25 protein-coding genes are annotated in these 23,658 nt (G+C 36.0%); 9 read left to right on the plus strand and 16 right to left on the minus strand.

The annotated features are described in order from the left end of the window. Positions 1-35: 35 nt before the first annotated feature. On the minus strand, positions 36-1,214 hold the full coding sequence (locus tag Q4503_RS10860) for an SO_0444 family Cu/Zn efflux transporter (RefSeq protein WP_303602264.1): 1,179 nt from the start codon (positions 1,212-1,214) through the stop codon (positions 36-38). A gap of 197 nt (positions 1,215-1,411) precedes the next feature. Between Q4503_RS10860 and ffh the strand changes: the two genes are divergently transcribed. Both ffh and Q4503_RS10870 read left to right on the plus strand, forming a co-directional pair. Beyond that, positions 1,412-2,797, plus strand: coding sequence for a signal recognition particle protein (ffh, locus tag Q4503_RS10865; RefSeq protein WP_215971929.1), 1,386 nt, complete (start codon positions 1,412-1,414; stop codon positions 2,795-2,797). 347 nt (positions 2,798-3,144) lie between these two features. After that, on the plus strand, positions 3,145-4,011 hold the full coding sequence (locus tag Q4503_RS10870) for a mechanosensitive ion channel family protein (RefSeq protein WP_215971930.1): 867 nt from the start codon (positions 3,145-3,147) through the stop codon (positions 4,009-4,011). A 67-nt stretch (positions 4,012-4,078) separates the two neighbouring features. Here Q4503_RS10870 and Q4503_RS10875 read toward each other — a convergent pair whose 3' ends face one another. The 4 genes from Q4503_RS10875 to rimK are packed head-to-tail and all read right to left on the minus strand — an operon-like array spanning position 4,079 to position 7,389. Continuing rightward, positions 4,079-4,960, minus strand: a complete 882-nt coding sequence (locus Q4503_RS10875) for a mechanosensitive ion channel family protein (protein WP_303602265.1) — start codon at positions 4,958-4,960, stop codon at positions 4,079-4,081. 49 nt (positions 4,961-5,009) lie between these two features. Further along, positions 5,010-5,438: an ATP-dependent zinc protease gene (locus tag Q4503_RS10880; protein ID WP_215971932.1), complete on the minus strand. Its 429-nt coding sequence runs from the start codon at positions 5,436-5,438 to the stop codon at positions 5,010-5,012. 8 nt (positions 5,439-5,446) lie between these two features. Further along, positions 5,447-6,472 (minus strand): succinylglutamate desuccinylase/aspartoacylase family protein, encoded by a 1,026-nt coding sequence (locus Q4503_RS10885; protein WP_215971933.1) that lies wholly within the window; start codon positions 6,470-6,472, stop codon positions 5,447-5,449. 11 nt (positions 6,473-6,483) lie between these two features. Continuing rightward, on the minus strand, positions 6,484-7,389 hold the full coding sequence (rimK, locus tag Q4503_RS10890) for a 30S ribosomal protein S6--L-glutamate ligase (RefSeq protein WP_215971934.1): 906 nt from the start codon (positions 7,387-7,389) through the stop codon (positions 6,484-6,486). Positions 7,390-7,536: 147 nt separating this feature from the next. On the opposite strand from rimK, the gene Q4503_RS10895 reads away from it, so the two are divergent. Continuing rightward, the gene (locus Q4503_RS10895) at positions 7,537-8,385 is read left to right on the plus strand and encodes a LysR family transcriptional regulator (protein ID WP_215971935.1); all 849 of its coding nucleotides are present in this window, start codon (positions 7,537-7,539) and stop codon (positions 8,383-8,385) included. Positions 8,386-8,462: 77 nt separating this feature from the next. Here Q4503_RS10895 and Q4503_RS10900 read toward each other — a convergent pair whose 3' ends face one another. From Q4503_RS10900 to Q4503_RS10920, 5 genes are all read right to left on the minus strand, one after another. Then, positions 8,463-8,711 carry a hypothetical protein gene (locus Q4503_RS10900; protein WP_215971936.1) on the minus strand — a complete coding sequence of 83 codons (249 nt, stop codon included), beginning with the start codon at positions 8,709-8,711 and terminating at the stop codon, positions 8,463-8,465. A 25-nt stretch (positions 8,712-8,736) separates the two neighbouring features. Further along, complete coding sequence (locus Q4503_RS10905; RefSeq protein ID WP_215971937.1) at positions 8,737-9,015, minus strand: hypothetical protein; 279 nt, start codon at positions 9,013-9,015, stop codon at positions 8,737-8,739. Positions 9,016-9,330: 315 nt separating this feature from the next. Continuing rightward, complete coding sequence (locus tag Q4503_RS10910; protein ID WP_303602266.1) at positions 9,331-9,540, minus strand: hypothetical protein; 210 nt, start codon at positions 9,538-9,540, stop codon at positions 9,331-9,333. A 79-nt stretch (positions 9,541-9,619) separates the two neighbouring features. After that, on the minus strand, positions 9,620-10,993 hold the full coding sequence (locus tag Q4503_RS10915) for a serine hydrolase (RefSeq protein ID WP_303602267.1): 1,374 nt from the start codon (positions 10,991-10,993) through the stop codon (positions 9,620-9,622). A gap of 354 nt (positions 10,994-11,347) precedes the next feature. Continuing rightward, positions 11,348-12,316, minus strand: coding sequence for an integron integrase (locus Q4503_RS10920; protein ID WP_215971940.1), 969 nt, complete (start codon positions 12,314-12,316; stop codon positions 11,348-11,350). Positions 12,317-13,007: 691 nt separating this feature from the next. Between Q4503_RS10920 and Q4503_RS10925 the strand changes: the two genes are divergently transcribed. The 6 genes from Q4503_RS10925 to Q4503_RS10950 all read left to right on the plus strand — a co-directional run bounded on the left by Q4503_RS10925 (position 13,008) and on the right by Q4503_RS10950 (position 16,463). Then, complete coding sequence (locus Q4503_RS10925) at positions 13,008-13,523, plus strand: hypothetical protein (protein WP_303602268.1); 516 nt, start codon at positions 13,008-13,010, stop codon at positions 13,521-13,523. Positions 13,524-13,979: 456 nt separating this feature from the next. Continuing rightward, positions 13,980-14,423 carry a DUF3592 domain-containing protein gene (locus tag Q4503_RS10930; protein ID WP_303602269.1) on the plus strand — a complete coding sequence of 148 codons (444 nt, stop codon included), beginning with the start codon at positions 13,980-13,982 and terminating at the stop codon, positions 14,421-14,423. 114 nt (positions 14,424-14,537) lie between these two features. Next, positions 14,538-14,939: an IS200/IS605 family transposase gene (gene tnpA, locus Q4503_RS10935; protein WP_303602270.1), complete on the plus strand. Its 402-nt coding sequence runs from the start codon at positions 14,538-14,540 to the stop codon at positions 14,937-14,939. 116 nt (positions 14,940-15,055) lie between these two features. Beyond that, positions 15,056-15,460, plus strand: a complete 405-nt coding sequence (locus Q4503_RS10940; protein ID WP_303602271.1) for a hypothetical protein — start codon at positions 15,056-15,058, stop codon at positions 15,458-15,460. A gap of 205 nt (positions 15,461-15,665) precedes the next feature. Beyond that, positions 15,666-16,193: a hypothetical protein gene (locus Q4503_RS10945; protein ID WP_303602272.1), complete on the plus strand. Its 528-nt coding sequence runs from the start codon at positions 15,666-15,668 to the stop codon at positions 16,191-16,193. A gap of 15 nt (positions 16,194-16,208) precedes the next feature. Further along, positions 16,209-16,463: a hypothetical protein gene (locus tag Q4503_RS10950; RefSeq protein ID WP_303602273.1), complete on the plus strand. Its 255-nt coding sequence runs from the start codon at positions 16,209-16,211 to the stop codon at positions 16,461-16,463. Positions 16,464-16,514: 51 nt separating this feature from the next. Here Q4503_RS10950 and Q4503_RS10955 read toward each other — a convergent pair whose 3' ends face one another. Genes Q4503_RS10955 through Q4503_RS10980 form a run of 6 tightly spaced genes read right to left on the minus strand, consistent with a single transcriptional unit; the run spans position 16,515 to position 23,648 of the window. Continuing rightward, entirely contained in the window at positions 16,515-17,066 is a 552-nt protein-coding gene (locus tag Q4503_RS10955) for a hypothetical protein (protein WP_303602274.1), read from the minus strand. Beyond that, positions 17,066-17,656 (minus strand): hypothetical protein, encoded by a 591-nt coding sequence (locus tag Q4503_RS10960; RefSeq protein ID WP_303602275.1) that lies wholly within the window; start codon positions 17,654-17,656, stop codon positions 17,066-17,068. The genes Q4503_RS10955 and Q4503_RS10960 overlap by 1 nt, the downstream gene beginning before the upstream one ends. A gap of 3 nt (positions 17,657-17,659) precedes the next feature. Further along, the gene (locus Q4503_RS10965) at positions 17,660-19,126 is read right to left on the minus strand and encodes a hypothetical protein (protein ID WP_303602276.1); all 1,467 of its coding nucleotides are present in this window, start codon (positions 19,124-19,126) and stop codon (positions 17,660-17,662) included. A gap of 6 nt (positions 19,127-19,132) precedes the next feature. Further along, a complete protein-coding gene (locus Q4503_RS10970) occupies positions 19,133-22,468 on the minus strand; it encodes a phage tail protein (protein WP_303602277.1) in 3,336 nt (1,111 codons plus the stop codon). Next, positions 22,468-23,076 carry a DUF2163 domain-containing protein gene (locus Q4503_RS10975; RefSeq protein WP_303602278.1) on the minus strand — a complete coding sequence of 203 codons (609 nt, stop codon included), beginning with the start codon at positions 23,074-23,076 and terminating at the stop codon, positions 22,468-22,470. The genes Q4503_RS10970 and Q4503_RS10975 overlap by 1 nt, the downstream gene beginning before the upstream one ends. Then, positions 23,076-23,648 carry a hypothetical protein gene (locus Q4503_RS10980; protein WP_303602279.1) on the minus strand — a complete coding sequence of 191 codons (573 nt, stop codon included), beginning with the start codon at positions 23,646-23,648 and terminating at the stop codon, positions 23,076-23,078. Before Q4503_RS10980 ends, Q4503_RS10975 begins: the two co-directional genes overlap by 1 nt. Between the last annotated feature and the right edge of the window lie 10 nt (positions 23,649-23,658).

A 23,658-nucleotide genomic window follows, 5' to 3' on the forward strand; every position in this document is an offset into this window, starting at 1 on the left:
ATGACAATTATTACTTTGCTTGATTTAGATTAAAATTAAAATATTAACTTTCGTAGTGGTTTAATTGCTAATAAGGCGATTAATGCCGCGCAAGTTAAACCAAACCATTGTGGGAGCATTTCATGTGAATGCGCCATTTGATCAGTAATACTAACCGCAAAAAAACTCAAACTATAATCGAGTATCAGGGCAAAACCAATAGCCGATAAAGCCACACCTAATAAATATCGTGTTAAAACAGCGCTACCCATTTCACTTTTAATAACACCTAAAGTGGATATATTAGTAGCGGGTCCTGCCATCATAAATACTAATGCGGTACCGGGCGATAATCCTGCCATGATAAATCCTGCAGCAATAGGGGTGGAAGCTGTTGCACAAATATACATAGGAATTGATATCGCAATCATCAATAACATTGCGGGTAAACCGCTGCCATAACTAAGTAAAAATTCGTTGGGTAAAAAAGTACGAATAATAGTGGCAAAAACAAGCCCTACAACTAACCAAATAATAATGTCGTCAATTAATTGTGTTGATGCATAATAAACACCAGTTTTGGTTTTCTCAACAAAGCGCTTTGATATAAGAGGCTTTGCTGGTTCAGTAATCGTATCTATTGCTACAGTGGAAGAAGAGGGAGGTGTTGAACAGCAAGAGCTTGGTGTTGGTGTGAGACTTGCCTCCATTTTTTTACTACTACAGCAACTGCTTGTGATTGGTTTGGTTACAGGCTCTGGTTGCGCAGGGCTGGTACAGCAGCTTGTGCTCTTTTTATTTTCAGTGGTTGGTTTTTTTATTTTTTCATCTTTAATTGTTGCGACCAGTAAGCCGGTAATAATAGCAGACATGATTGCGGCCAACGGGCGATAAATGGCAAAAACAGGCCCGAGTAGCGCATAAGATACTGATACCGAGTCAATACCCGTTTCAGGTGTTGCTACTAAAAAAGACGCTGTTGCTGGCGCTGAAGCACCACTGCGCCTTAATTCAGCCGCTACAGGAATAACGCCACAAGAGCATAAAGGTAATGGCGCACCGATTAAGGCGGCTTTGACTACGGCTGATTTTCCTCTACCGAGATGTTTACTTAATATTTCACTTGGTACCCAAGCCTTCATTAAACCTGCTATTAATAAGCCCAGTAATAACCAAGGGCTTGCTTCTGCACTGAGGTCAATAAAATTATTAATAAAATACGATAGGTGTTCCATAATTATAGCCATGAAAATTAAGATGAAATCGACAAGTTAGATTATATCACGCTTTTATCAATGGAGAAGTTTTCAATGGCTAAGTAGGCTTATATTAGAGGCAAATGATGCTGATCTCGACAATGATTTAATCACGGGTATAATAGCAGTATTAATTTTCACATTTTTCGCTATAAAGAGCGCTACTAGAGTTATTCATGTTTGAAAATCTTTCTGATCGATTGGGTAAAACCCTTAAAAATATTAGTGGCCGTGGTCGCTTAACCGAAGATAATATAAAAGATACATTACGCGAAGTTCGCATGGCTTTACTTGAAGCCGATGTCGCGTTACCTGTTATCAGAGAATTTGTTGCTAAAGTTAAAGAACAAGCTGTAGGTGTTGATGTTTCTAAAAGCCTTACGCCTGGGCAAGTATTCGTTAAAATTGTTCAAAAAGAACTTGAACTTGCCATGGGTGGCATTAATGAAAACCTAAATTTAAAAGCGGCGCCACCTGCTATTGTTTTAATGGCTGGTTTACAAGGTGCGGGTAAAACAACCTCTGTTGCTAAATTAGCAAAATTTTTAACAGAACGTGAAAAGAAAAAAGTACTGGTAGTAAGCGCCGATGTATATCGCCCAGCAGCTATTAAACAGCTTGAAACATTAGCGACAGAAATAAATGTTGGCTTTTTTCCAAGTGATATTACACAAAAACCTATTAGTATCGCTAATGCGGCGATAGATCACGCTAAGAAAAACTTTTTTGATGTTGTTATTGTCGATACGGCAGGTCGTTTACATGTAGATGAAAGCATGATGGACGAAATCAAAGCACTTCATGCGGCGATTAATCCAATTGAAACATTATTTACTGTTGATGCAATGACCGGGCAAGATGCAGCGAATACGGCTAAAGCGTTTAATGATGCCTTACCATTAACAGGTGTTATTTTAACCAAAACGGATGGTGATGCTCGCGGAGGTGCAGCGTTATCTATTCGTCATATTACTGGCAAACCTATTAAATTTATGGGTGTTGGTGAGAAAATTGAAGCGTTAGAGCCATTTCATCCAGATAGAATAGCTTCTCGCATATTAGGAATGGGCGATGTTCTATCACTAATAGAAGAAGTTGAACAAAAGGTTGATAAAAAGAAAGCAGAACAATTAGCGAAAAAAGTTAAAAGTGGTAAAGGCTTTAGTTTAGAAGATTTCCGTGACCAACTTGTGCAAATGAAAAGCATGGGTGGCATGATGGGAATGATGGATAAATTACCTGGTATGGGTAATATGTCTGATAAGATCAAAGATCAAATGGATGATAAGCTAACCATTCGTATGGAAGCTATTATTAATTCAATGACACCAGGCGAGCGTGAACGTCCTGATATTATTAAAGGTTCTCGTAAGCGTCGTATTGCAGCAGGTTCAGGTACACAAATTCAAGATGTAAATAAGTTGCTTAAACAGTTTACGCAAATGCAAAAAATGATGAAAAAAGTATCAGGTAAAGGCGGCATGAAGAAAATGATGCGGTCAATGCAAGGTATGATGCCACCAGGCGGTATGGGCGGTGGCGGCGGTATGTTTGGCCGTTAATTACACAGTTTTATTTACCGTAAACCTTCCTCGTATACTCATTAAAGAACAGCATAAAATTATAAATGATTTTATGCTGTTTTATAAAAAAATTGATTATAACCAATAAATTATTGTGTTTGATTCTTATCTATAACTGATTACAATGCGCCTCATCGTAAACTTTATTTCTGCAAAAAATGAAACAAAAAAAAAGAAGTGTTGATGGAATTGTTATTTTATTTTTACTACTATGCTTGTTTATTTCATCCCCCGCAATGATGTAGAATAAAGCAGCTGAGTATCCAGCGACTATTAGGTAATATATCTAATATTCCATGACCCGTTAAGGCATCTTATATATCACTATGAATGAGTTTTTTTCTACATTTAATTTATCTACATTGCATGCGTTAATTTTTGACAATAAATTTGTTTTCACAGTGGTTTTATTTTTGATGTTTTTTCTTTTGAAAAAATTATTAATTAAAACGATTAAGCATAAATCTAAAAGTGATAAAAGCGATAAGAAAATAAAAATTAATATGGTAAATAATATATTTACTTTATTAATTATAGTGGCCCTTTTTAATACTTGGTCACATGAAATTCAAAAGTTCGCTTTTTCTATTGCGGCTTTCGTTGTCGCCATTGTGCTAGCAACAAGAGAATTCATTCAATGTTTTATCGGTTTTCTTTATCTTATTTCTAGTCGGCCTTTTCGAATTGGTGATTGGATACAAATAGGTAATTATTTTGGTGAAGTCCATTCTACTGATTGGGCGAAGTTAACATTATTGGAAGTTAACAAAGATGATTACCAATATACGGGTAAAACCTTGTATTTACCTAATAGTTTAATGGTAACGTCAGTAATAAAGAATCTGAACTTTTTAAAGCGTTATGCTATGCATCATTTTACGATTGTAAGAGATGATAGTGTTAATCCTTTTGAGTTTATTGAGCAGTTAAATGAGAAAGCTAATTTATATTGTGATGATTTTAAAGATGTCGCTATTCGTTATAACCAACTAATAGAAAACCGTCTTGAAATTAATATTGCGGGACCTGAGCCTCATATTCAAATTGCAACATCAGAAATTGGTGATACTGAAGTCCTTTTCACTATCTTCTGTCCCACTGAGCAAGCCTTAGAGATAGAGCAGAAACTAACACAAGATTTTATGTACTTGTGGTTTGAACAAAAAAGTCTAGCTTTAGTCTCTAAAGATTAAACTTAATGCGTATCATTATGTTGGTTCCATGCAGAACTAACACAATGATACGCAGATAGTAAGTTAACTATAGTTTTAGCTTACTTTCTTCAGGTGGGAGTAAGGTTATTGAACCGTCTAAGTGGACATCTCTTTGTGGGTAAGCCACGACAATATTATGTTCTTCAAATAATTCTGCTAAACGAAACCTAACATTACTTCTTGCTCTTCTTAAGCCGCCTTCAACATTAGAGTTAATCCAAAAGTTAATATCAAAAATTAGCGCATTATCACCAAAGTCTTCAAAGGTTACTGAAGGGTTGGGAGTTGATAATATTTCTTCTTGTTCAACTGTTGCTTGTAATATTAAGTCAGCTACTTTTTTAACTGGTGAGCCATATGCCACGCCCACTCTGACTGTTGTTCGTACTAATCGATCGACAAGGGTCCAGTTGATAACCGTATTTTCTATTAATTTACTGTTCGGGATTAGCATATGAACCCCATCGACACGTTTAATGCGAGTTGAACGAGTGTTAATTTCTTCAACAATCCCTTTTGCATCTTCAATTTCTAAAAAATCACCAATACGAATTGGGCGTTCCCACATGAGGATCCAACCACTAATAAAGTTATTAATAATATTTTGTGCGCCAAAACCAAAACCTATCGCAATAGCTCCGGATAAGAAAGCAAATGCAGTGATAGGCACATTAATAAGATCCAAAATAGTAATAATTATTATCGTTATTGCAATAATATAAAATATTCGTCTCAATAAATGAATGATATTAGGATCAGTGTGTTGTGTTGTTAATTGTTTGGTTATTCTTTTTACAAACCATTTTGTTAAATAAACGCCTATTATCAGTAATAATGGGATTAATAAAATATCTCCCATAGTAATAGGCTGATTTTCAATTGAAATAATGGATGTATTGAGAAAAGCTACAATTTTTTCAAATGTCATTATTTGTTACTCTTTGTTGTATAACCTACATAGCGCATTAATGATGTTGTTATGAGTGAATAAAAACTTTAGACGGATCAACCAAAAAGCGTTTACCAATGGCTTCTCTGCCAAAAAGCATTAAATAACTCATATCTGAACGATCCGTTAAGGTGATTTCTATTGGCCATGTTTCTGTGCCAAGCGTTACCGTTGTTTCTATTACATATCGTTGTTCAGCCGTACCATTCGACGATTTTATCTTTCTAATATCGCTTATTGGTGCGGTACAGTTAACAATACTATTAACATTATGTGCATCAGGGTGAATGTCAAAGGTGACGCATTTTTTGCCGTTTTTAACTATCTTCGTTATATTATCTACATGTAGTGATGATGTTTTAGCACCAGTGTCGACCCTAACTTGTAAATCATTAATTGCAAGTTCGGGTAATGCAATTGACTCTAAGCGGCCAATAATTGTTTTGTTGTTACTCATCTTAACCCTCAATTCGTTCCATTGTTTTCTGGTAATAATAATTCTTGAACATTTTCAATTTGTTCAGCTATATCTTCATCATCTTCACTGAAGTAAGCAATATGGAACATGGCTTCACCTTCTTGTACAAGAGGAATGTTTTGTTTTCCAATTAGGATCCCTGAACGTGTTGCTTTAACAGCATCAATAACTTCACCGTAAGGACTACCAATTTCAGCTAATATTTGACCTTTAGTGATTTGGTCACCTAAATTCACTATGTTGTGCACAATACCACTGGCATTGGCTCTAACCCATTGACTACCGTTAGCAATAAAAGGGGCTAATCTTTTCTTTTTAGAAAGAGACTTTCTTGTCATTCCTAAGTGTTGTAGAACATTTAAAATGCCTTTCATACCTGCTCTTATTGAAAACTCATCAAAACGCAGCGCTTCACCGGCTTCGTATAATAAAATTTTAGTTTTATTTTTAACGGCGGATTCACGTAGTGAGCCATCCACTAAATTAGAGTTAAGTATTACTGGTACGCCAAACACTTCTGCTAATTCTTTGGTTTCAATATCAGACATATCTGCTCTGATTTGTGGTAAATTTGAACGATGAATAGCGCCTGTATGCAAATCAATACCATAATCACAATGTTTAACAATTTCATTCAGAAAAATATAGGCAACTCTGCCGGCTAAGGATCCTTTCGCTGAGCCAGGAAAGCAGCGATTAAGATCGCGGCGATCTGGCATATAGCGACTTTGATTCACCACGCCATAAACATTTACCATTGGTACAGCGATAACCGTACCTTTGATTATTTTAAATTTTTTCTGCTTAATTAAGCGTCGAATAATTTCAATGCCGTTAAGTTCATCTCCATGCACTGCTGCACTTACAAAAATAGTAGGGCCTGGTTTTTTCGAACGTATAATATGTACCGGCAAAGATACGTTGGCATCGGTGTATAACTTAGCAACGGGTAATTCAATTTTTCTTTGTTCGCCTGGTAATATATCAAATTCACCTATTCGTAGTTTTTCCATAGTCGCCTCTATTAACCTTTGCCACGTGTTTGTGTTCTATTTGGCTTCGCATTTTTTTCTAAAAATTCAAAGACCATACCTGCAACATTTTTACCTGTTGCAGTTTCAATGCCTTCTAGGCCTGGAGATGAGTTAACTTCCATTACCATTGGGCCACTTTGTGAGCGAAGTAAATCAACGCCACATAAATTTAATCCCATTGCTTTAGCGGCATTAACGGCTGTTTCACGTTCTGCTCTTGATAATTTAACCACTTCAGCGCTACCACCACGATGTAAGTTAGAGCGAAATTCACCTTCAGCACCTTGTCGTTTCATTGCTGCTACAACTTTACCGCCAATAACTAAGCAACGAATGTCAGCACCACCAGCTTCTTTGACAAATTCTTGCACTAAAATATTGGCTTTTAAGCCCATAAAAGCTTCGATAATAGCTTCAGCTGCTTTAGCTGTATCAGCAAGAACAACGCCAATGCCTTGCGTACCTTCTAATAATTTAATAACAACAGGTGCACCACCTACATTTTTAATTAAATCTTTAATGTTATCAGGTTTACTTGCAAAGCCTGTACGTGGTAAGCCAATACCTTTACGAGATAACAGCTGTAATGAGCGTAATTTATCGCGTGAACGGCTAATAGCAACTGATTCATTAATATTAAATGTGCCCATCATTTCAAATTGTCGTGCAACAGCGGTACCATAGAAGGTTACTGAAGCGCCAATGCGTGGAATAATTGCATCGTACATAGGCAATTCTTTACCATGGTAACGCACTGTTGAGCGGCTACTAGTAATATCCATATAACAGTGTAGAGTATCAATAATATCAACTTCATGACCCATAGCTTCACCAGCTTCTTTTAAGCGTCGAGTAGAATATAATTTTGGGTTTCTGGATAAAATGGCAATTTTCATAATTTAAACCTTTGTTTATCACTCTTTCTTATTAAAAAGTGATGTAATAATTGTAGTGCAGTGTATAGTCAGACTGTTAAATAATAAAATGCTATATTTTGATGTGTTCAATCAAAAAAAGTGATTACAGGCGGTTTTGGAAGTATAATGAAAATTGAATTATTAAGAACGTTCCTTGAAGTGAGTCGAACGCTACATTTTAGAATTGCGTCTGAAAACTTATTTATTACGCAATCAGCAGTAAGTGCGCGTATAAAATTATTGGAAGACGACTTAGGGGTTTTGTTGTTTGATCGCAGTCAAAAACATTTAAAAATAACGTCAGAAGGTCATAGATTAATTAAACATGCTAATGAACTTTTGTTTATGTGGCAGAAAGCTAAACAAGATGTTGGTATGTCTGAATATGATTCTCATCAGCTTGTTGTTGGTTCTATGATGTCAATATGGGATATAGTGTTACAAGATTGGCTAAAAAAAATTCATCGTAATATGGATGATGTTAGCTTGTTGACAAATACTTATTCACCCATTGAATTACGAAAAAGTGTGCTTAGTCGCGTTATTGATATTGCTTTTCTGTTTGAACCTCCTTTTGTTGAAGATCTTATTACTGAAAAGGTAGCAAGTGTTCCTTTACATTTAGTGACAACTGAGCCACATGATTTGGATAACCTGACCTCATTAGAAAATTTTATTATGGTGGATTATGGTGATGCGCTTAATGCACAATATAGACGAGATTTTCAAGATATGACCCCAGCAAAACATTATATGAGTCAGCCGAGAATAGCGTTGAATTTTTTACTTGATGCGGGGGGAAGTGCATATTTACCAAGGCAAATGGCATTTGAATATATTGAAAAAAATCAGTTGTTTGTTGTTGAAAAGGCGCCAGTGTATTCACGAGAAGTTTTTGCGGCTTATTTAGCTAAAAGCCAGAAAAAAGATATTATTGAGCAAACGATTCAATTATTTCCTTATCTAAAAATTTAAAAAAGACTCAAATTAAATAGATCACTTTTGTAAATGAGCTAAGTAATTTGAGTCAATAAATCTTCTCATTGCATAATCTATTCTTCAGTAGGAAGAGAGCTTATACGTTTATAAAAGCTAGTTTCTAACTCTTCATTAATACAATGTAATAAATATGTATTTAAATTTTCTGACGCTACTTCTTCTAGCTCAGCATATTCCTTACATTCACTAAACAAGTTTTGTATGTAACTTTTTGGTGCGTCTTCTAATTCATTGTCGTTATCTTGGCTGCAAGCTATGTTGGTGAACAAAGTTAACAATGTAAAAGCTACTATTTTTTTCATGTTGTTCTCTCTTAGGTGGTGTTTGTTAGCTATCCCAATAATCGCTAAACGAGTTGTTTTCTTTTTCGAATGTTCTTTTTTCACGTATAGAATCTAATTTTTGTCTAGTTTGATATTGTTGTCTTGCTGATCTTTTAAGATTTTTCTTAATCATCTCTTTATTTTTTGAACCATAGGCAATTTCGAAACCTGCGATGCCAGTGTCAAAAATTAAATCCGCATCTGCATCTATATCTTCCTCAAGATCAAGATCTATATCCATATCTAAATCAGTGCTAGCATCTTCATATGTATTAATGTTCATTGATTTACCCTATAAAAATCAAAGTTGAATTTTCATAAAATAATGTACCTATATTTATTAATTGAAAAGCGAAATATTTTTGTGTTTTCAATCAAAATATTTGATTGAATAAGGGAGATAAATAAATTTTAAAATGATAAGTGCAGATGAATTAAGGACAATTTAGAAGATAGGAGCATTTATAAAAGGGGAAGGGTGCTATTAACTTAATGATTTATATTTAATGTTATATGTGTGGGCTGTTATATAAATTTAACCAGCTAATTACATTGAAGATGTCAGTTATTATAGTCTAAAGCTACCATCTGAGAACATTTAGTATAAGCACTTAATTACATCTGGTTTATCATTAATAAAATTAAGTTCATTTTGTGCTTGGGTGATATTATTCTTTGTTTGACTAGCTAGAGCATAACCGACAAAACGGTCATTAGCATCAATAGCTTTTGAGTTGTATTTGTATTCAGAAGGCTTTGAGCTATCTTCACGATGATAGGCAGCAAAGCCACCATTGCTGTCGTTCAAATAATTATTTTCGCTAATAAATTGGTTATTTAATCGCTGTCAAAAATAAAGTTTATTTCGTTTAATATAGCTTAACCATTTATTGATTAATTGCAGCATTTGCATCAGTCAAGGCTTGATGAGCAAGATCTGAATTCGGAAATTTTGATATTAAAAATTTAAAAGCGGGAATTGAAGATTCCGCTCCACTACCATACCTAATCGCATAGGCACGATACAGTAAAAAACGCTCTATCAATGCTTCATCACCATTGAAAATATTCGACACTGCTTTGTAGACTTCTATTAGACCCTGATCATTTTTTTCTAAAATGTTACTTAAAAACTGTTCTTTTATGGCTGCCATTTCAAATTTATCAGGTTCAACAATTGCCATTAAACTATCTGCCAATACATCAGTCCAAACATCATAGGCATTGCCATTAGTCGCATAGACAAGTGTATAATTATCTGCGCTATCTTTGGGATTAAAATAATGGCGTAGCTTCACATGATTACCACCATCATGACCAAAGTGATAATATCCATCCTCAAAAGCGTACTCAAATCCAAATGCATAACGTCCTTTATTTCCATCAGCCAACTTCATTGGTTGCCACAACTGCTTTAAAGTTTTTTGACTGACAAATTTGCCAGTTACGAGTGCGGTCATAAATGTTGCAAGGTCTTCAGGGGTTGAGTAAAGTGCAGAATGTGAAAATGTATATTCTGGCCAATCAATATTCGTATTTTTTCTAATTTTACCGTTAGCCCCACGATAACTAGTAACATGGTTGTTGATGATATCTTTTGCGCTTGTATGCCCTGTATTTTTCAATCCTAAAGGATTAATGATTTCCTCTGACACTAATGCTTGATAAGACTTACCTGCTTTGGCTTCTAAAATAGCAGAGAGTAGGAGGAAATTTGTATTGTTATAGCTGTTTTTTGTGCCTATTTCAAAATGTTCAGGTTCATCAATAAGAGACAAGAAAACTGCTTTTTTGGTTGGTAAAAAAATACCTTTTTTCATTGCTATATCAAAATAACGAGGAATACCAGATGTGTGGCTTAATAAGTGCTCTATCGTAACTGACTGCCATTTTTTTGAGAGATAGGGTAAATATGTTCGGACTGATTTTTTAAGATCAACATTCCCTTTCTCAACTTGCTGCATCATCAGCACACTCGTTAATAGTTTGGTAATAGAATAACTAGGGAAAATGTGTCTTTCAGTAATATCAACATTCAGCTCGATGTTAGCGACTCCATGCTGACCTCGATAAAGTTGTTGATGATTCTTTAGAATTAAAACCGACTGGCCAACGACCCCATATCTTTCATTATTGATCGCCAATTGTTGGTTAAGTGATGTATGCATAGAAAGTGGAATCTCTTCCAATGCCTTGGCTGAATTACAGTTGGTTAAGATAAGTAATGAAGTTGTGAAGAAGGCGGAGAATAAATATTTCATCGTTTCCCTTGGTAAATGATTAAAGTCGTTAATTAGATGAAGCAAGTAACTAAAAGGTTTAAGACTGTCAAATATTAATATTTTATTTGTTCTTTTACAGTATTACACATACGAAATATAATCTGAATCTAGTTTGAATATTCTATGATTAATACCCATAAAAAGGTATGAACTTCAATTTCATATAGAAATTGTGAACGGCAGCTATGAACTTGAAGTCATAGACGAACAATGATAATTGTTCGTCCCCTAACAGGCTCCTGAGTGACCAAAGCTGTCATTCACGTTTGAAATATTAACGATCACTTAGTGCGTATTGTTGACGTTAACCTTAATTTTTTTATCCTATATTTTCTAATGCTTATTTCTATCAATAGGGCTTAAAATTCCAGAAGAATGTTGACCTATAACATGAGTATAAATTTGAGTCGTTTTAACATCTTCGTGTCCTAGTAGCTCCTGTACTGTTCTTATGTCGGCACCATTTAATAGTAATTGCGTGGCAAAGCTGTGCCTAAAAGTATGAGCGGTAACGCGTTTATGAATATTTGTTTTTATTAATGCTTTTCTAAGGACTTTGCTTAGTGCTGTCCAATGTAGATGATGACGACAAAAATAGCCGTCTGTTGGGTGTTGACACTTAACAGTAGAAGGAAATATGTATTGCCATTTTAACTCGGTAATAGCATATGGGTATTTTCGGGCTAATCCAGCAGGTAGACTCGTTTTTCCTTGACCTTCAGCTAAATCTTTCTGGTGAATGTGTTCAACTTTTGCAATTTGGTCTTTTAATGGGTCTATCAGAGTGCTGGGTAACAGTGTTATCCTATCTTTAGCTCCTTTACCACGAAATACATAAATTGAGTTACCTGAAAAATCTATATCCTTTATTCGTAATCTCAGAAGCTCTGCTTTTCTTAGCCCACATCCATAAAGTATGCTAAACATGAGGTGATAGGGCGGCTTTAATTCGTTAATAATAGCCATGGCCTCATCGTTTGATAATACAGTAGGCACTCTTGTTGGTGTCTTAGCTCTAATTGTACCCGCCAATAATGTTAATTCTCTTTGAAATACATGTCTGTACATAAAAACAATGGAGCATAAGGCTAAGTTTTGTGTTGATGAGGTTACATTCCGATCAACGGCAAGATGAGTTAAAAAGTTACTAACTTCCTCTTCTCCCATATCCTTAGGGTGACGCTTTTGATTAAATAGAATAAAGCGCTTTATCCATACTAAATAGGTTTTTTCAGTTTGTATGCTGTAGTGCATCGTACGAATAATATGACGTATGCTTTCTAAAAAAGGAGATGGAGACATAATTAAACCCTGTTATCTGTATATATATACAGTTATAGTTTTTAATTAAATAAATATCAAACATACTTATAAAAATATATTACTGAGCCGGCTCAGTAATATATTACAAATGGCAAACATCACTCAATATAACTGCCTATCTAACTGAATTTACGTTGATTTGTAGTTTTTATAAAGTATAGACGTTACTGAGCCGGCTTAGTAATATCTGTACTTCGGTTTATATTATATTTTTATTGTTTCTAATCCGTTGAAGTTATAAGATATTATTACGAATTAAATAATAATTATGAAACGGACATTACTGAGCCGTATACATAATAAGCTGTTATATGCAAAAGGATTTATGCACATGAATATCAATGCGACTCTATTCGGTCAGTTTGTTTTCCTCTCCATGTTTATCATAGGTGGTTTAAGTTACTACTTAGCTAAACGTAAAACTTCTACACCCAAAGTAGCAACACTAATCGGTGTCTTATTATGCATTGTGCCTCCACTTAATATTGTCTACATAATTGTTTTAATGTTAAAGAATGATGTTGTAGCAAAACAAAGCATTGAAACTTCGATATAATTTGCATATAACAAGGCACTCAAACGGAAAAATTACAGTTGGCTCGCGCTTCGCGCAGTTTAGCCTAACTGTATTTTTCCGCTTAGTTTAGCGTTAGGCATTCAAGGAGGTTATGTGTCAAATTCATATGAAAATAAATTTTACGATTCGTTAAAACTAGGTGCTGTAAATGGCTTTAAAGCTGTACAACATCCTTCTATCAAAGGAAGCTTATTAACAAAACAAATTATAGACACTTTAAGAGAAAAACTAGTTGAGGCTGTTCGCGGTGATATTAGTGTTATCGCAGGCCAATGTTTTAAAGTGCATTATATGATGCGTCCAATTGTTGAAGAGTTATTAGGTGCAAAAGCATATTTCACTTTAGGTTATATTAAACTTAACGGTGAATACCAACATAAAATGGAACTAAGTGTTCTACTTGATATGCTAAGTAAAGGGTTGATTACGGATCCAAAAATGAAATTACATGCGTGGATAACACTTCCAAATATGGAAATAATTGATTTCACCACATTAACCTCTGTTGCATTTGCTAATAATTCGTCCCTTGAGCTAGTTGATATAATTTATGGTCTCTCTGGTTCTAGAGATGTAGATTATTATCCTCAATTATCAGGCAATGAGTAAAAAATGCCTAACAAGAACTTCAAACGGAAAAAATACAGTTGGCTGTTTTCACTCCGTTCAACATTTTAGCCAACTATATTTTTCCGCTTAAGTAGGCGTTATGAGTATGCTGTTTTTTGTCAGTAAATACTTATAAACAGTGTTGTTGTAATAAGTTAATTTTGTAAGCGCTTCATACGAGTTGAGCTAGGTAAGGTTTATCAATAGCCACTAATAGGCTTTGCTTTTTGAAGGGAATTTTGTGGCAAAACCATCAGTTCGTTAAGGTGTATTTAGTAGCTCAAGTTAAGCTTCATTTACAAATTAGGTTTTTACTAATAGTGTAGCGTTTTGAGTTAACCTAAGTTACTCATAACAAGGCGTTCAAACGGACAATTAACAGCTGGTTGTTGCTCGTTCCTCGCTATTTTAACCAGCTATTAATTGCCGCTTAACGTGGCGTTAGGTAACTCAAATATGTTCCGCATCGTACGCAAGATGAATAACAGTATCAAAATTGGATATTTATATTTGGTTCTTGGTATTTTGATGGTACTTGGTGGCTTTTATGTTACCAAAAATACATCTGATTTTATTGATGGTGCATTATTATCAAAAGGTACGGTTATTGAGTTAATTCAAAAAGAAGATTCTTTATACCCTAAAATAGAATTTCAAGATGATAATCAGAACTACCACACATTTAAATCTAGCTTTGGTTGCAGCCCTGCTTGTTATAAAGAACAAGAGCAAGTATCCGTTATTTATAGTGACGCAGAGATAAAAAATCCAAGAATAAATAGTTTTATGTCTTTATGGTTACCAAGTTTGCTTTTATTTGGCATAGGTATTAGTTTTGTCTCCGCAAGCCTATTTCAAATAAAAAAATTAAAGCGCAGTATGGTGCAAAACGTCACCTAACAAGAAATTAAACAAGGACAAAAAACAGTTGGTTTTTTCTCCTACGTCGCTTATTTTAACCAACTATTTTTTGCCTGTTAATTGGGCGTTATGCCGCAAGGAGAAATTGGCACTATGTTTTATCGTTCAGAATACGATGCTTTTGAAAATTGTTACCATTTTACAGCGGCTACTAAATACAGGAAGAGTGTATTTGATGAAGCTATTCGACAAAGGTTGGAGCAATTACTTACAGAAAAAGCAGAAAGTATTGATCTTAAAGTTCATGCTGTTGCTGCGGCTGTGAATCATATACATATACTTGTTCAAGGGGATGCAGAGCCTCCATTTATTTCTCAAACAATTCTTGGGTACACTTCTAGATTAATAAGAAAAGAGTTTCCCATATTAAAGCAGTTACATGAAAAGCAATTGTGGGGTGGTAAAGCTTGCACAAACATTAAAGATGCGAGTCATTTACAAAATGCAACTGATTATATTCAGCGACATGATCCTATGGATAGTCGAGTCGAATAGCGGCATAACAAGTCGTTTAAAAGGACAAAAAACAGTTGGCTTTTGCTCCTTCGTCGCTAATTTTAGCCAACTATTTTATTGCCTCTTAACGAGGCGTTATATAGCCAAAGAGGTTTATGAGAAATCTGCTAATTGGATTAACTACTATTCTGGCTTGGGTTCCATCAACATTGATGGTGATCCTCGCACTTTTCGCTTTAATCGGCGCAGTTGGTAGTATTCTTGATTTACCTATTATTTTCAGCCTTAAGTGGATTGTAACCTCTGTATTTGGAATTTTTGGCTACATTGCTTTAACTTCTGTAAGTTGGGGTTTAAAGCTAAAGCATAAAACTCGGTTGGTATTTCTCATCTTTGGTTTACTAGCTTTGGCATTTACTTATTGGTCAGGTGTTAACTTTGACGGTGAATTGTTTAAAATTGGTAGTAGCTGGTTTGAGTTCTATTTGTTTTTATGTCCAGCCATATTTTTAATAATACATATAGTTTTGCATCTGGTTTGGGTGCGTAAGGCTATATAACAAGAAAATCAACAAGGACTAAAAACAGCGGGCTGTTCGCTTCGCTCCATTTTAGCCCACTATTTTTAGCCTGTTATTTGTGACGCCGCTTGCGAAAATTAAACGGTAGAACTGCGATAATTGCGAAAACTTCTATTTTCCTAATGTTAAACTCTATTTAAAATTACATACCCAATCTTAAAATAGATAAAGGTGAATTAGTCGAATGAAAAGAAATTTTAACCGTAATGAATTATTAGAGTGGTTGAGAGCGGCAGCAAATATTACTTTACTTACTATTAGCCTAAGTAATAATGTTTCATCTGTTATTAGCAATGTGTCTTCTCCTAGTTTTGTCGCAAAAACAATGAAAGAAATGCCTTATGCATTTCCTAAAGGGAAATACATAGTTGAATACGAAGATATCGAATCAACTGATGAACAGGACAAGTTGCCTTATACTAAAACTATATTCGCTATGGCATTCGATGCTAGCATAGTTGGTGGATATAAAATTTTCAATTTAACTTACTTACTTTCTGATATTAGCGAATATGAATATGTTGTGACTAGCACTAAACTTAAAGAGGCGTATAAGTTAGTTTCCATTTTTGTTAAGCAACCTGAAAATCCTTTAGAGCTAGATAAATTGCTAATGACCCTAAATAAATACGCAAATATTGTTACTGTTGGGGATGGCTCAAATTTAATTAATTTGGCTAATTCATTTATTAATGGTAAAAGTAATATATAAACAATAAGGATAATTATGAAAGCTGAAATTAGTCATATTAATAAAGATACCCAAACGTATGCTGCAAAAATTGAAGGTTATACTGATTATGTGGTTATTGAGGTGTTGGAAGGTTGCTCTATTGATAAAGGTGATATTGTTAGCCATATTGAATTTAAAAACATGGGAAAGGCAACGTACTCAAACATCACTAAAGGCTATAAATTTAAAGTCTTTGTTCAAGATTTATGTACGGAAAACTATCTACTTAAAAACTATAAAATGCAATAAACTTTCTTCGATAAGTGATGTCGAGTGCGAAAAGTTATATTTTAATGTGCGTTAAACGTAAACATCAAACTCGACATCATCAAACGATAAGTGGACAGGCGAACCGATACGGTCTAAACCTTCGTTCATTCTTTTTGCTGTTAATAGGTAATTACCGGTTATTGGGAAATGAACAGTCATTGTAAACTTACCATTCAAAATAGTTGCTACAAAACGTACATCATCAATTACATTCGTGGCATTGGCAACACGTTCTGCCATGATCATGTATTCACCATCAGGTAATGCTAAATCAGCAGTAACAACAGCATCTGTATCTCTTTGTAACCAGTAAATATCACCAACTTTATTAGCCGGACTATCTATCACTAAGTTAGATAAAGGTGCTACTGGTTTAGGTGTGATGACAGGTACACCTACAACATCATCAATCGGAACTGTGAGAACTTCAGGTGATACAAAATGGTCATCTTTAAATAAATAACCAATTGGATAAGAACCCTTTATTACTATATCATCACTGTGTACGGTATTTATGTAATCCATATCTGCTTCAATCACATTGTCTACTACGCCATTTTTTACTATTGTATATGTTGCCATTATTCTACTACCTCTACTATTTCAAATTTAAGTGTTATGGTTGAACGGTTGCCATATACGGGAGTATTAACACCCAATGATCCTATTGGCTGTACTACACCAGCAAAAGTTACTGTGACATTCCCTGAAGTTCCTGCCGAACGAAGTTGTAGATTTCCTACGGTTATATTAGTACCTGCGACAATATTCAGAGTTCCCCCAGGACTTACACCTATTTCATACTCTGTTACTGAACCCCCATAAATACCAGAACCACCAGATGTAGCTGAAACCCAACAACGACTAGCGTTAGCTGGTATAGGGTAGGATGAGTTAGAGGTTGTTACAGTGTGTGTATCAAAATACGTGTGGGTTTTAGCTTGTGTAGCACCCACAAGCAGTGAGGCCAACATTATTTCTGTATCAGGTGTACTTGTAGTTTGTGCATCAATCTTTGCCTGAATAGCGGCTTCTAACACACTGTAATTTGAACAGTTCAATCCTTGTGCTGCTTTACTCGCAATTGTTAATTCTTTTACTGTAGGGCTAGAACCAAGATCACTTATAATAGCCTCGGCATTAGCCTTTAATGTTGTTGTTGCGTACGTCATAGTTTATAAACCTGCTAGAGCAAAAAGCTCGATTTCATCTAATTTGTCTTGTAAGCCCACTACCTCTGAAATTTCTGGTAAGTGATTCTCACTAAAGTCTTGGTTCCAATCTCCAAAAACTAAAGGTTGACCTGTCCCATATCTCCAATGTACAGAACCACCCTGTATTTTTACCTCTTGATACACAGCGAACCCTGCATCAAATGCTCTACGTTCAACTTTCAGTATTCCTGTCACGTTTGAAGAGCCAGAACCAAGAGGGCTATTAGTATAAGACCCACTCAACGTTGTTATTAAATTCTTATCTGTGATTTTATTTAAATCTGTAGAATAACCATAGGCTGAGGTTGTTACTTGGTGTTCTGGTAACGCTTCAACATCACCTGCATCAGGTAAGTGTCCTGTGTGATAAACACGCTTACCGTCTAAATAAAGCTCAGTCCCCCTAGATTCCTCCCCTGTATCTGCGGCAAGAAATATCTCTTTATCTCTAACGTACCCTCTAATGCCTTTGTTAGCGCTGTCGGTTTCATCATAATCACCAAAATAGAAGTACTTAAGGTGCTTACCTCCGACACTAGATATTGCTCCAACATCTTCATGATCTAGTACTATATCCTCACTTAAGGCTTTACCGTTTACCGTTGTTGATTGATCAACATAATTACCACCAACAATTTGACCGGCTTGATCCTTAAATGCTTCGGCTTCATCACGATATTGCTCTGCTAAATCTCGTGCAGATTCGGCAGCAGTTTTCCAACCGCTAATAGAAGTATGCCAACCACTTACTTCGTTTCGGTAACTGTAAGTGGTGTCACGTAAGCCCTCAGCCTCGTCGCGATAATTTTCGGCTGTGTTGCGGTATGTTAACGCATTATCTCGGTATGTTTTAGCCGTAGCGACATAGCCAGAGAGTACAGCATCAACCGCTTCTAAATCGTCGCTAACTTGTGCGGCTACTTCCACCAAACCACCCGAACCATTAATAGCAGTATCAATGGCGTTAAGGTCGGCAACCGAACTAGAAGCAGAGGCTTCTAAGGTAGACAAATCCGCATCCCATTGATTAATACAACGCACAGTGACGTCACTCTCATCAACACGAACCGCTTTAAACGTGACATTGCCTGTTGCTTGAGTACCAAACGAGAAATAAGAACCTAATTGGGCGAATACATGCTCATATGTGTTAGTTAACACCTGAACACTGTCATTAAAGTGTGCTGCAGTTGGAACTACTTGCGCTGCTTGCTCAGTTTGGGAAGCATGAGGCCAAGGACGAACGAGTTGTATAACTTGATCGCCTGTGCCTTCTTCCGTATAAGTAAGCTCAATGTCTACTGCATTAAATGAATTTATCTCTAAACCGTCATGTGCACGGATAGCCGCAACTGATTCACCGCTGACAACTCGGACAATAGTCGAACCACTAGAAACTGTTACGCGCTCTGCTGTATACCAATTCATAAATTCTTAACCTCCTTTATAATAAACAGCAATAAGTTTTGTATTACTGGGTTCGTTATCCCACACAACATCTTCTCTCGACTTTGCGACAGTGTAGTCTGTAAAATATTTCTCATAGTCACCGGTGGTTTCATCAGTTTGAAGCATTGCATGGCCTTTAGTAGAAGATGAGCACAACCACTGGCCTTTACTTATATCGCCAGACTCAGAACAAACCCACATAAGACCTTCACCTAACCCGTTGATATAACTTAATGCGTTAGTGCTACGTAATGCAGATTCTTCTGTCAATGAAAGACCTGCAACCGTTTCATCTTTTTCTGAACAAAGTTTAGTACGTTGAGCATGTGAACCAACAGCCATACGACTTCGTGGTATTGTGCTCAGTTCGCCAAACGACAGCGCATTGTTTACATCAGAATGTTTATATATATTCGTTTCAGCAACCAATTTACCTGTTGGCTCAACACCCAAATTTAATGGTGTAAGGAATGGATGCTTCGCTGTAAATTGTGCAACACCATCTGCAAAATCTGCTATACCTGTAGTGGCCTCTGATTTAATAGCTGTACCGCCTGAGTGTGTTGCATTACTTGATTTAATAGTAATTGCAGGGCTAGACGAACCCCTTACGAAAGTGTGGTAACCATTGCTACGTAATTCAGCCATACCAACATTAGCAGAACTTGCTACGATAACGGATTGGAGGCCAAAGTTATCACCAATAGCAACCCTGGCCTGATTGTTAAATACAGGTTTGCCACCTACATGTGATATTGCACCTGTACCTGTCTGAATTGTTTCGGCAAGTACCCATGAATCTTCTAATATCATTTGATTAGACGTTAGATATAAATGAGGGATGAATTCACCATTTACCCATCTGCCTACACGAAACTTACTAGCAAGAATATCAAATTGAGGCTCTAGACCATCATTGTGATTAATGAAGCCTGATATAGTGCCATTAACGTCTGTTAACATGCCGCCACGAGCAACTAAATTGCCGTTCACATCTTGAAAAGCTTGTGTTATTTCGTTAACTCTTGCGTAACCGCTTGCTGTTTCAATTCTTACGTTACGTATACGTTCGGATATAGCTCCTTCGTACCAAGTACTACCGACCCAGCGGCCTACACCGTTATACGTATAGTCATTAGCCTGAGCCAAAATTCCAGTTTGTGAATGTGTTATTTGGTTCAGTACAGAAGTGTATCCTGCGCTTTGGATATTCAAAGTAGATATATTGCTTTCAGCACCATCAAGTTTAACTGTATTAGTTTGTAGCTGAATCTCAGCCTCTATATCACTTCCAAGGTTTTCAATAGTGCGAATTTCTTCCTCTGTTACTCTGTCACTAAGCTGTGCAAAGTCTCTATTCGTTTCACCTATAATACTTGCAAGGTTTTCATCTAACTGCTCAATGCTAATGTTAGAGACAAGTGCATTTGATTCTAACGTTGTTGCTGAAATTTCTACCCAGTCAGATTCACCCGCAATGTTTACGGTTCTACATTTGAATTTATATGTGGTTTCTGGCAACAAACCGGTATAAGTAAAGATATCGCCCTTAACAACTTTAGCGGTAACTGGTGAGCTAGTTGTACCTAAGAATTGCCAAAGAAAGGTTGTTTCTAAGCTAGGTAACCCACCAACTGTTGCAGATAAGGACACACTATCATCAGAGATTGAATCAATCGTAATACTAGGTACTGTTGGTAATAAAATATTAAATTGGATTACTGACCAGTCAGAAAGATAACCAACACCACTAACTGCAGCTACTTCTGCGCTGTAACTTCCTTGTGCAAGCTTTTCAATAATGAATTTTTTTTCATTCGGCTCGCCTTTGAAAACAATGACATCATCATTATTGTAAACATGCACAATAAATGTGGTGCGGCTGCTTTCCCAAGTCAATTCAAGCTTAGAATCAGCTAATGGTAATAATGCAAGACTTGTTGGTGATTGAACATTACGAGGATCATGATAAGTAACATCAGGAATACTACGAATAACACCATCCCAATTATAGATATACGGCTGATGCTCTCTAACATGTAATGTGACTGTACCTTCTTTATGATAATCAACATTAGTAATTCTAAAAGGCTTATCAACCCACATTGGTGAAGAATGACTAATAGGTACAATGTCGCCAACCGTAAATTGAATGCACTCTGGCGCGCACTCGATAGTTCCGCTTAACGCCTCTCTACTAAGCAAACAAAGTATGCGCGCCATTTGAAGTGCTTCGTTGTAATTAGTTGCTGTTTCTAGCGTAATTTTCTTTTCAAGTAACTTGCCATTATCTTCAGCTTTGAAAAGGTTATGTTGTGCAGTAGCCGGCCAAATAGCTTCTTGGCTTTTCCAGTTTTGTTCTTTATCAATAAAAGAAACAATAACGCGGTTATATCGTTCATTAGCACCAGATTCTTTTATCTTGATGTTGCCGGTGATTAAATCTTCTGTGATTTTTTCAGAAGTAACAGCATCATCTTGCTCAATTATTAAGGTTGTAATGCCGTTGATTTCGGGTAAAAGTCCTCGGCAACCTTTTAATAATATATCAACATTGTCTTTAACGGTATTGGTTGTATCAATACGAATATTGCACGTAAATAAGTTTTGATATTCACCTGAGCCTATTTCTGTTTCTACTTGCGTTTCACAAATATCAGCTGCGATTTTGAATGAGTTAATATCAATATCATCTAACAACATGCCTTTGCCATAACGAATATTTGTTAGATAGTCTAAAAGACATAATACGGGATTATCAGACCAACCCCATTCATCAGTTCTTGGGTCCCAAACAGCTCGGCCTTTGACATGCGCTAAACAATTAGGCTTACCGTTAAATAGTTTTCCATTGTCCCATTCTGCACGAATATAAGTTACCGCTTTTTCGGTGAATTTATGACGCGTAATATTAAAGCCAGTTTTTTCAAGTAATGGTGAAGAAGATATACGTAAACCATTGACGTAGTTATAACACCACAGCCATTTGTTTGCTGAATTTTTACTGTCATTCCAAGCCGTAGATGTAGCAGTAATATCATCTACATATACATCAATAATTTCTGAAACAGACTCACCCCAGGTAATAATCATGTGTAGTAAATCATTTTCTACATCATCATTATCAGCATCATTTGTCGCTAAATGCTGAGTAGTACCAGCAACACGCCCCATTTCCCCATAAATAACCGCTTCCATTGTGTCGGTATCGGGTTTTGTAATACTTGCACCGCCACCATCTTGCTTTGGAATATCTGGTACCAACCATGAAGCAACGTGTGAGATTACAGCTATTGTTGCAGTATAAAGCCAAAAAGCCATTAATGTATCTCCGTATCAGCTTCAAAATCGTTACTGGTTTTTACAGCAGTAGTAGCGCCAGTAATACGGTTTTTGCCCCAAGGCTCATCATCTGAAATTAACGGGCCTAATTCATAACCGTAATCGTCAGGATAAAAGCGCTGCTGAGATTCAACATTGCATTTTGTGCCGGCTTCTTTTTCATGATCAGCCCAATTAGTTGAGCCTGAAATTGTTAGCGTTGATTGTTTATCATTGTGTGTTTGTTCCTGGTTATCCATTCGGCCCGTTTTAATATGCAGAGTGCCAATAATGTTGTAATTATCGTCAAGATAAGCGCGTTCAATCACTATTTTGCTATTCATCCATGGAGAGCCACCAATAATGGAAAGAAGCGTTTGATCAGACAAACCAAATTCAAGTTGTATTTTGTTAACCTGTGGCTTTGCAGACTGTTTTGCATCGCCCATACCAAGCCATGCTTTGGCTTGATATGTATCACCGTTATACACAACATCGGTGTCATTATCTGTGTACCGAACTACCGTATTTAAATACAAAGTTACGATGTGGCAAAATTGATGATTATTTTTAATTGCCGTCAGTAATTCAGGGCTTAAATTCAACATTAAATGTCCTCCACCAAATCTAGTTTAACTGAGCTGTACTTACCTTTTTTGGCATCAATTAATAAGTCATTCTCATCATTTTGTAGCGACACTTTAAACAGTACATCTTCACCATATTTGATAGGACTACCTGAGCCGACTGCAGCCTTTAATTTGGGATAAATACTCACATGCGTACTCGTCACATTTGTCACTAGGTAAGCTTTGTCGTGACTTGAGAATTGAATAAAGTCTCCGGGCATATAATTAGATGAAGACAATGTAAAACTGTCTGCACCAACCAAAATATTAGGCGCAACTTTAGCGCTAAGTCCGGTTGCTATTTGCGGGAAAAGGTTAGGAACAAAAAACGAGCCATATTGCCCACCTTGTGTACACACAAAAGCGTACAATTCCATCGCCTCGTCATATCGTAAAGGTGGTGTAACAAAATCAAATTCCCACCACTGTGGGTCGCCAATTTTTCTAACAAAACGTTTACCGCTATGCGCTCGGTCTATTAATGTTTTAGTAATGTTTTTTGGAATAGCGCTTTGTACAAAACAAAATTTTTCAGCTAATGTACCTGGCATAATTTTTCCT

The sequence above is a fragment of the Colwellia sp. 6_MG-2023 genome (assembly GCF_030547765.1).
Lineage (GTDB): Bacteria > Pseudomonadota > Gammaproteobacteria > Enterobacterales > Alteromonadaceae > Colwellia.

What these genes read in the sequence shown, in the direction of transcription:
- Q4503_RS10860 (WP_303602264.1), bottom strand. Translation starts at nt 1,214, where the DNA reads ATGGAACACCTATCGTATTTTATTAATAATTTTATTGACCTCAGTGCA.
- ffh (WP_215971929.1), top strand. Translation starts at nt 1,412, where the DNA reads ATGTTTGAAAATCTTTCTGATCGATTGGGTAAAACCCTTAAAAATATT.
- Q4503_RS10870 (WP_215971930.1), top strand. Translation starts at nt 3,145, where the DNA reads ATGAATGAGTTTTTTTCTACATTTAATTTATCTACATTGCATGCGTTA.
- Q4503_RS10875 (WP_303602265.1), bottom strand. Translation starts at nt 4,960, where the DNA reads ATGACATTTGAAAAAATTGTAGCTTTTCTCAATACATCCATTATTTCA.
- Q4503_RS10880 (WP_215971932.1), bottom strand. Translation starts at nt 5,438, where the DNA reads ATGAGTAACAACAAAACAATTATTGGCCGCTTAGAGTCAATTGCATTA.
- Q4503_RS10885 (WP_215971933.1), bottom strand. Translation starts at nt 6,472, where the DNA reads ATGGAAAAACTACGAATAGGTGAATTTGATATATTACCAGGCGAACAA.
- rimK (WP_215971934.1), bottom strand. Translation starts at nt 7,389, where the DNA reads ATGAAAATTGCCATTTTATCCAGAAACCCAAAATTATATTCTACTCGA.
- Q4503_RS10895 (WP_215971935.1), top strand. Translation starts at nt 7,537, where the DNA reads ATGAAAATTGAATTATTAAGAACGTTCCTTGAAGTGAGTCGAACGCTA.
- Q4503_RS10900 (WP_215971936.1), bottom strand. Translation starts at nt 8,711, where the DNA reads ATGAAAAAAATAGTAGCTTTTACATTGTTAACTTTGTTCACCAACATA.
- Q4503_RS10905 (WP_215971937.1), bottom strand. Translation starts at nt 9,015, where the DNA reads ATGAACATTAATACATATGAAGATGCTAGCACTGATTTAGATATGGAT.
- Q4503_RS10915 (WP_303602267.1), bottom strand. Translation starts at nt 10,993, where the DNA reads ATGAAATATTTATTCTCCGCCTTCTTCACAACTTCATTACTTATCTTA.
- Q4503_RS10920 (WP_215971940.1), bottom strand. Translation starts at nt 12,316, where the DNA reads ATGTCTCCATCTCCTTTTTTAGAAAGCATACGTCATATTATTCGTACG.
- Q4503_RS10930 (WP_303602269.1), top strand. Translation starts at nt 13,980, where the DNA reads ATGTTCCGCATCGTACGCAAGATGAATAACAGTATCAAAATTGGATAT.
- tnpA (WP_303602270.1), top strand. Translation starts at nt 14,538, where the DNA reads ATGTTTTATCGTTCAGAATACGATGCTTTTGAAAATTGTTACCATTTT.
- Q4503_RS10940 (WP_303602271.1), top strand. Translation starts at nt 15,056, where the DNA reads ATGAGAAATCTGCTAATTGGATTAACTACTATTCTGGCTTGGGTTCCA.
- Q4503_RS10945 (WP_303602272.1), top strand. Translation starts at nt 15,666, where the DNA reads ATGAAAAGAAATTTTAACCGTAATGAATTATTAGAGTGGTTGAGAGCG.
- Q4503_RS10950 (WP_303602273.1), top strand. Translation starts at nt 16,209, where the DNA reads ATGAAAGCTGAAATTAGTCATATTAATAAAGATACCCAAACGTATGCT.
- Q4503_RS10955 (WP_303602274.1), bottom strand. Translation starts at nt 17,066, where the DNA reads ATGGCAACATATACAATAGTAAAAAATGGCGTAGTAGACAATGTGATT.
- Q4503_RS10960 (WP_303602275.1), bottom strand. Translation starts at nt 17,656, where the DNA reads ATGACGTACGCAACAACAACATTAAAGGCTAATGCCGAGGCTATTATA.
- Q4503_RS10965 (WP_303602276.1), bottom strand. Translation starts at nt 19,126, where the DNA reads ATGAATTGGTATACAGCAGAGCGCGTAACAGTTTCTAGTGGTTCGACT.
- Q4503_RS10970 (WP_303602277.1), bottom strand. Translation starts at nt 22,468, where the DNA reads ATGGCTTTTTGGCTTTATACTGCAACAATAGCTGTAATCTCACACGTT.
- Q4503_RS10975 (WP_303602278.1), bottom strand. Translation starts at nt 23,076, where the DNA reads ATGTTGAATTTAAGCCCTGAATTACTGACGGCAATTAAAAATAATCAT.
- Q4503_RS10980 (WP_303602279.1), bottom strand. Translation starts at nt 23,648, where the DNA reads ATGCCAGGTACATTAGCTGAAAAATTTTGTTTTGTACAAAGCGCTATT.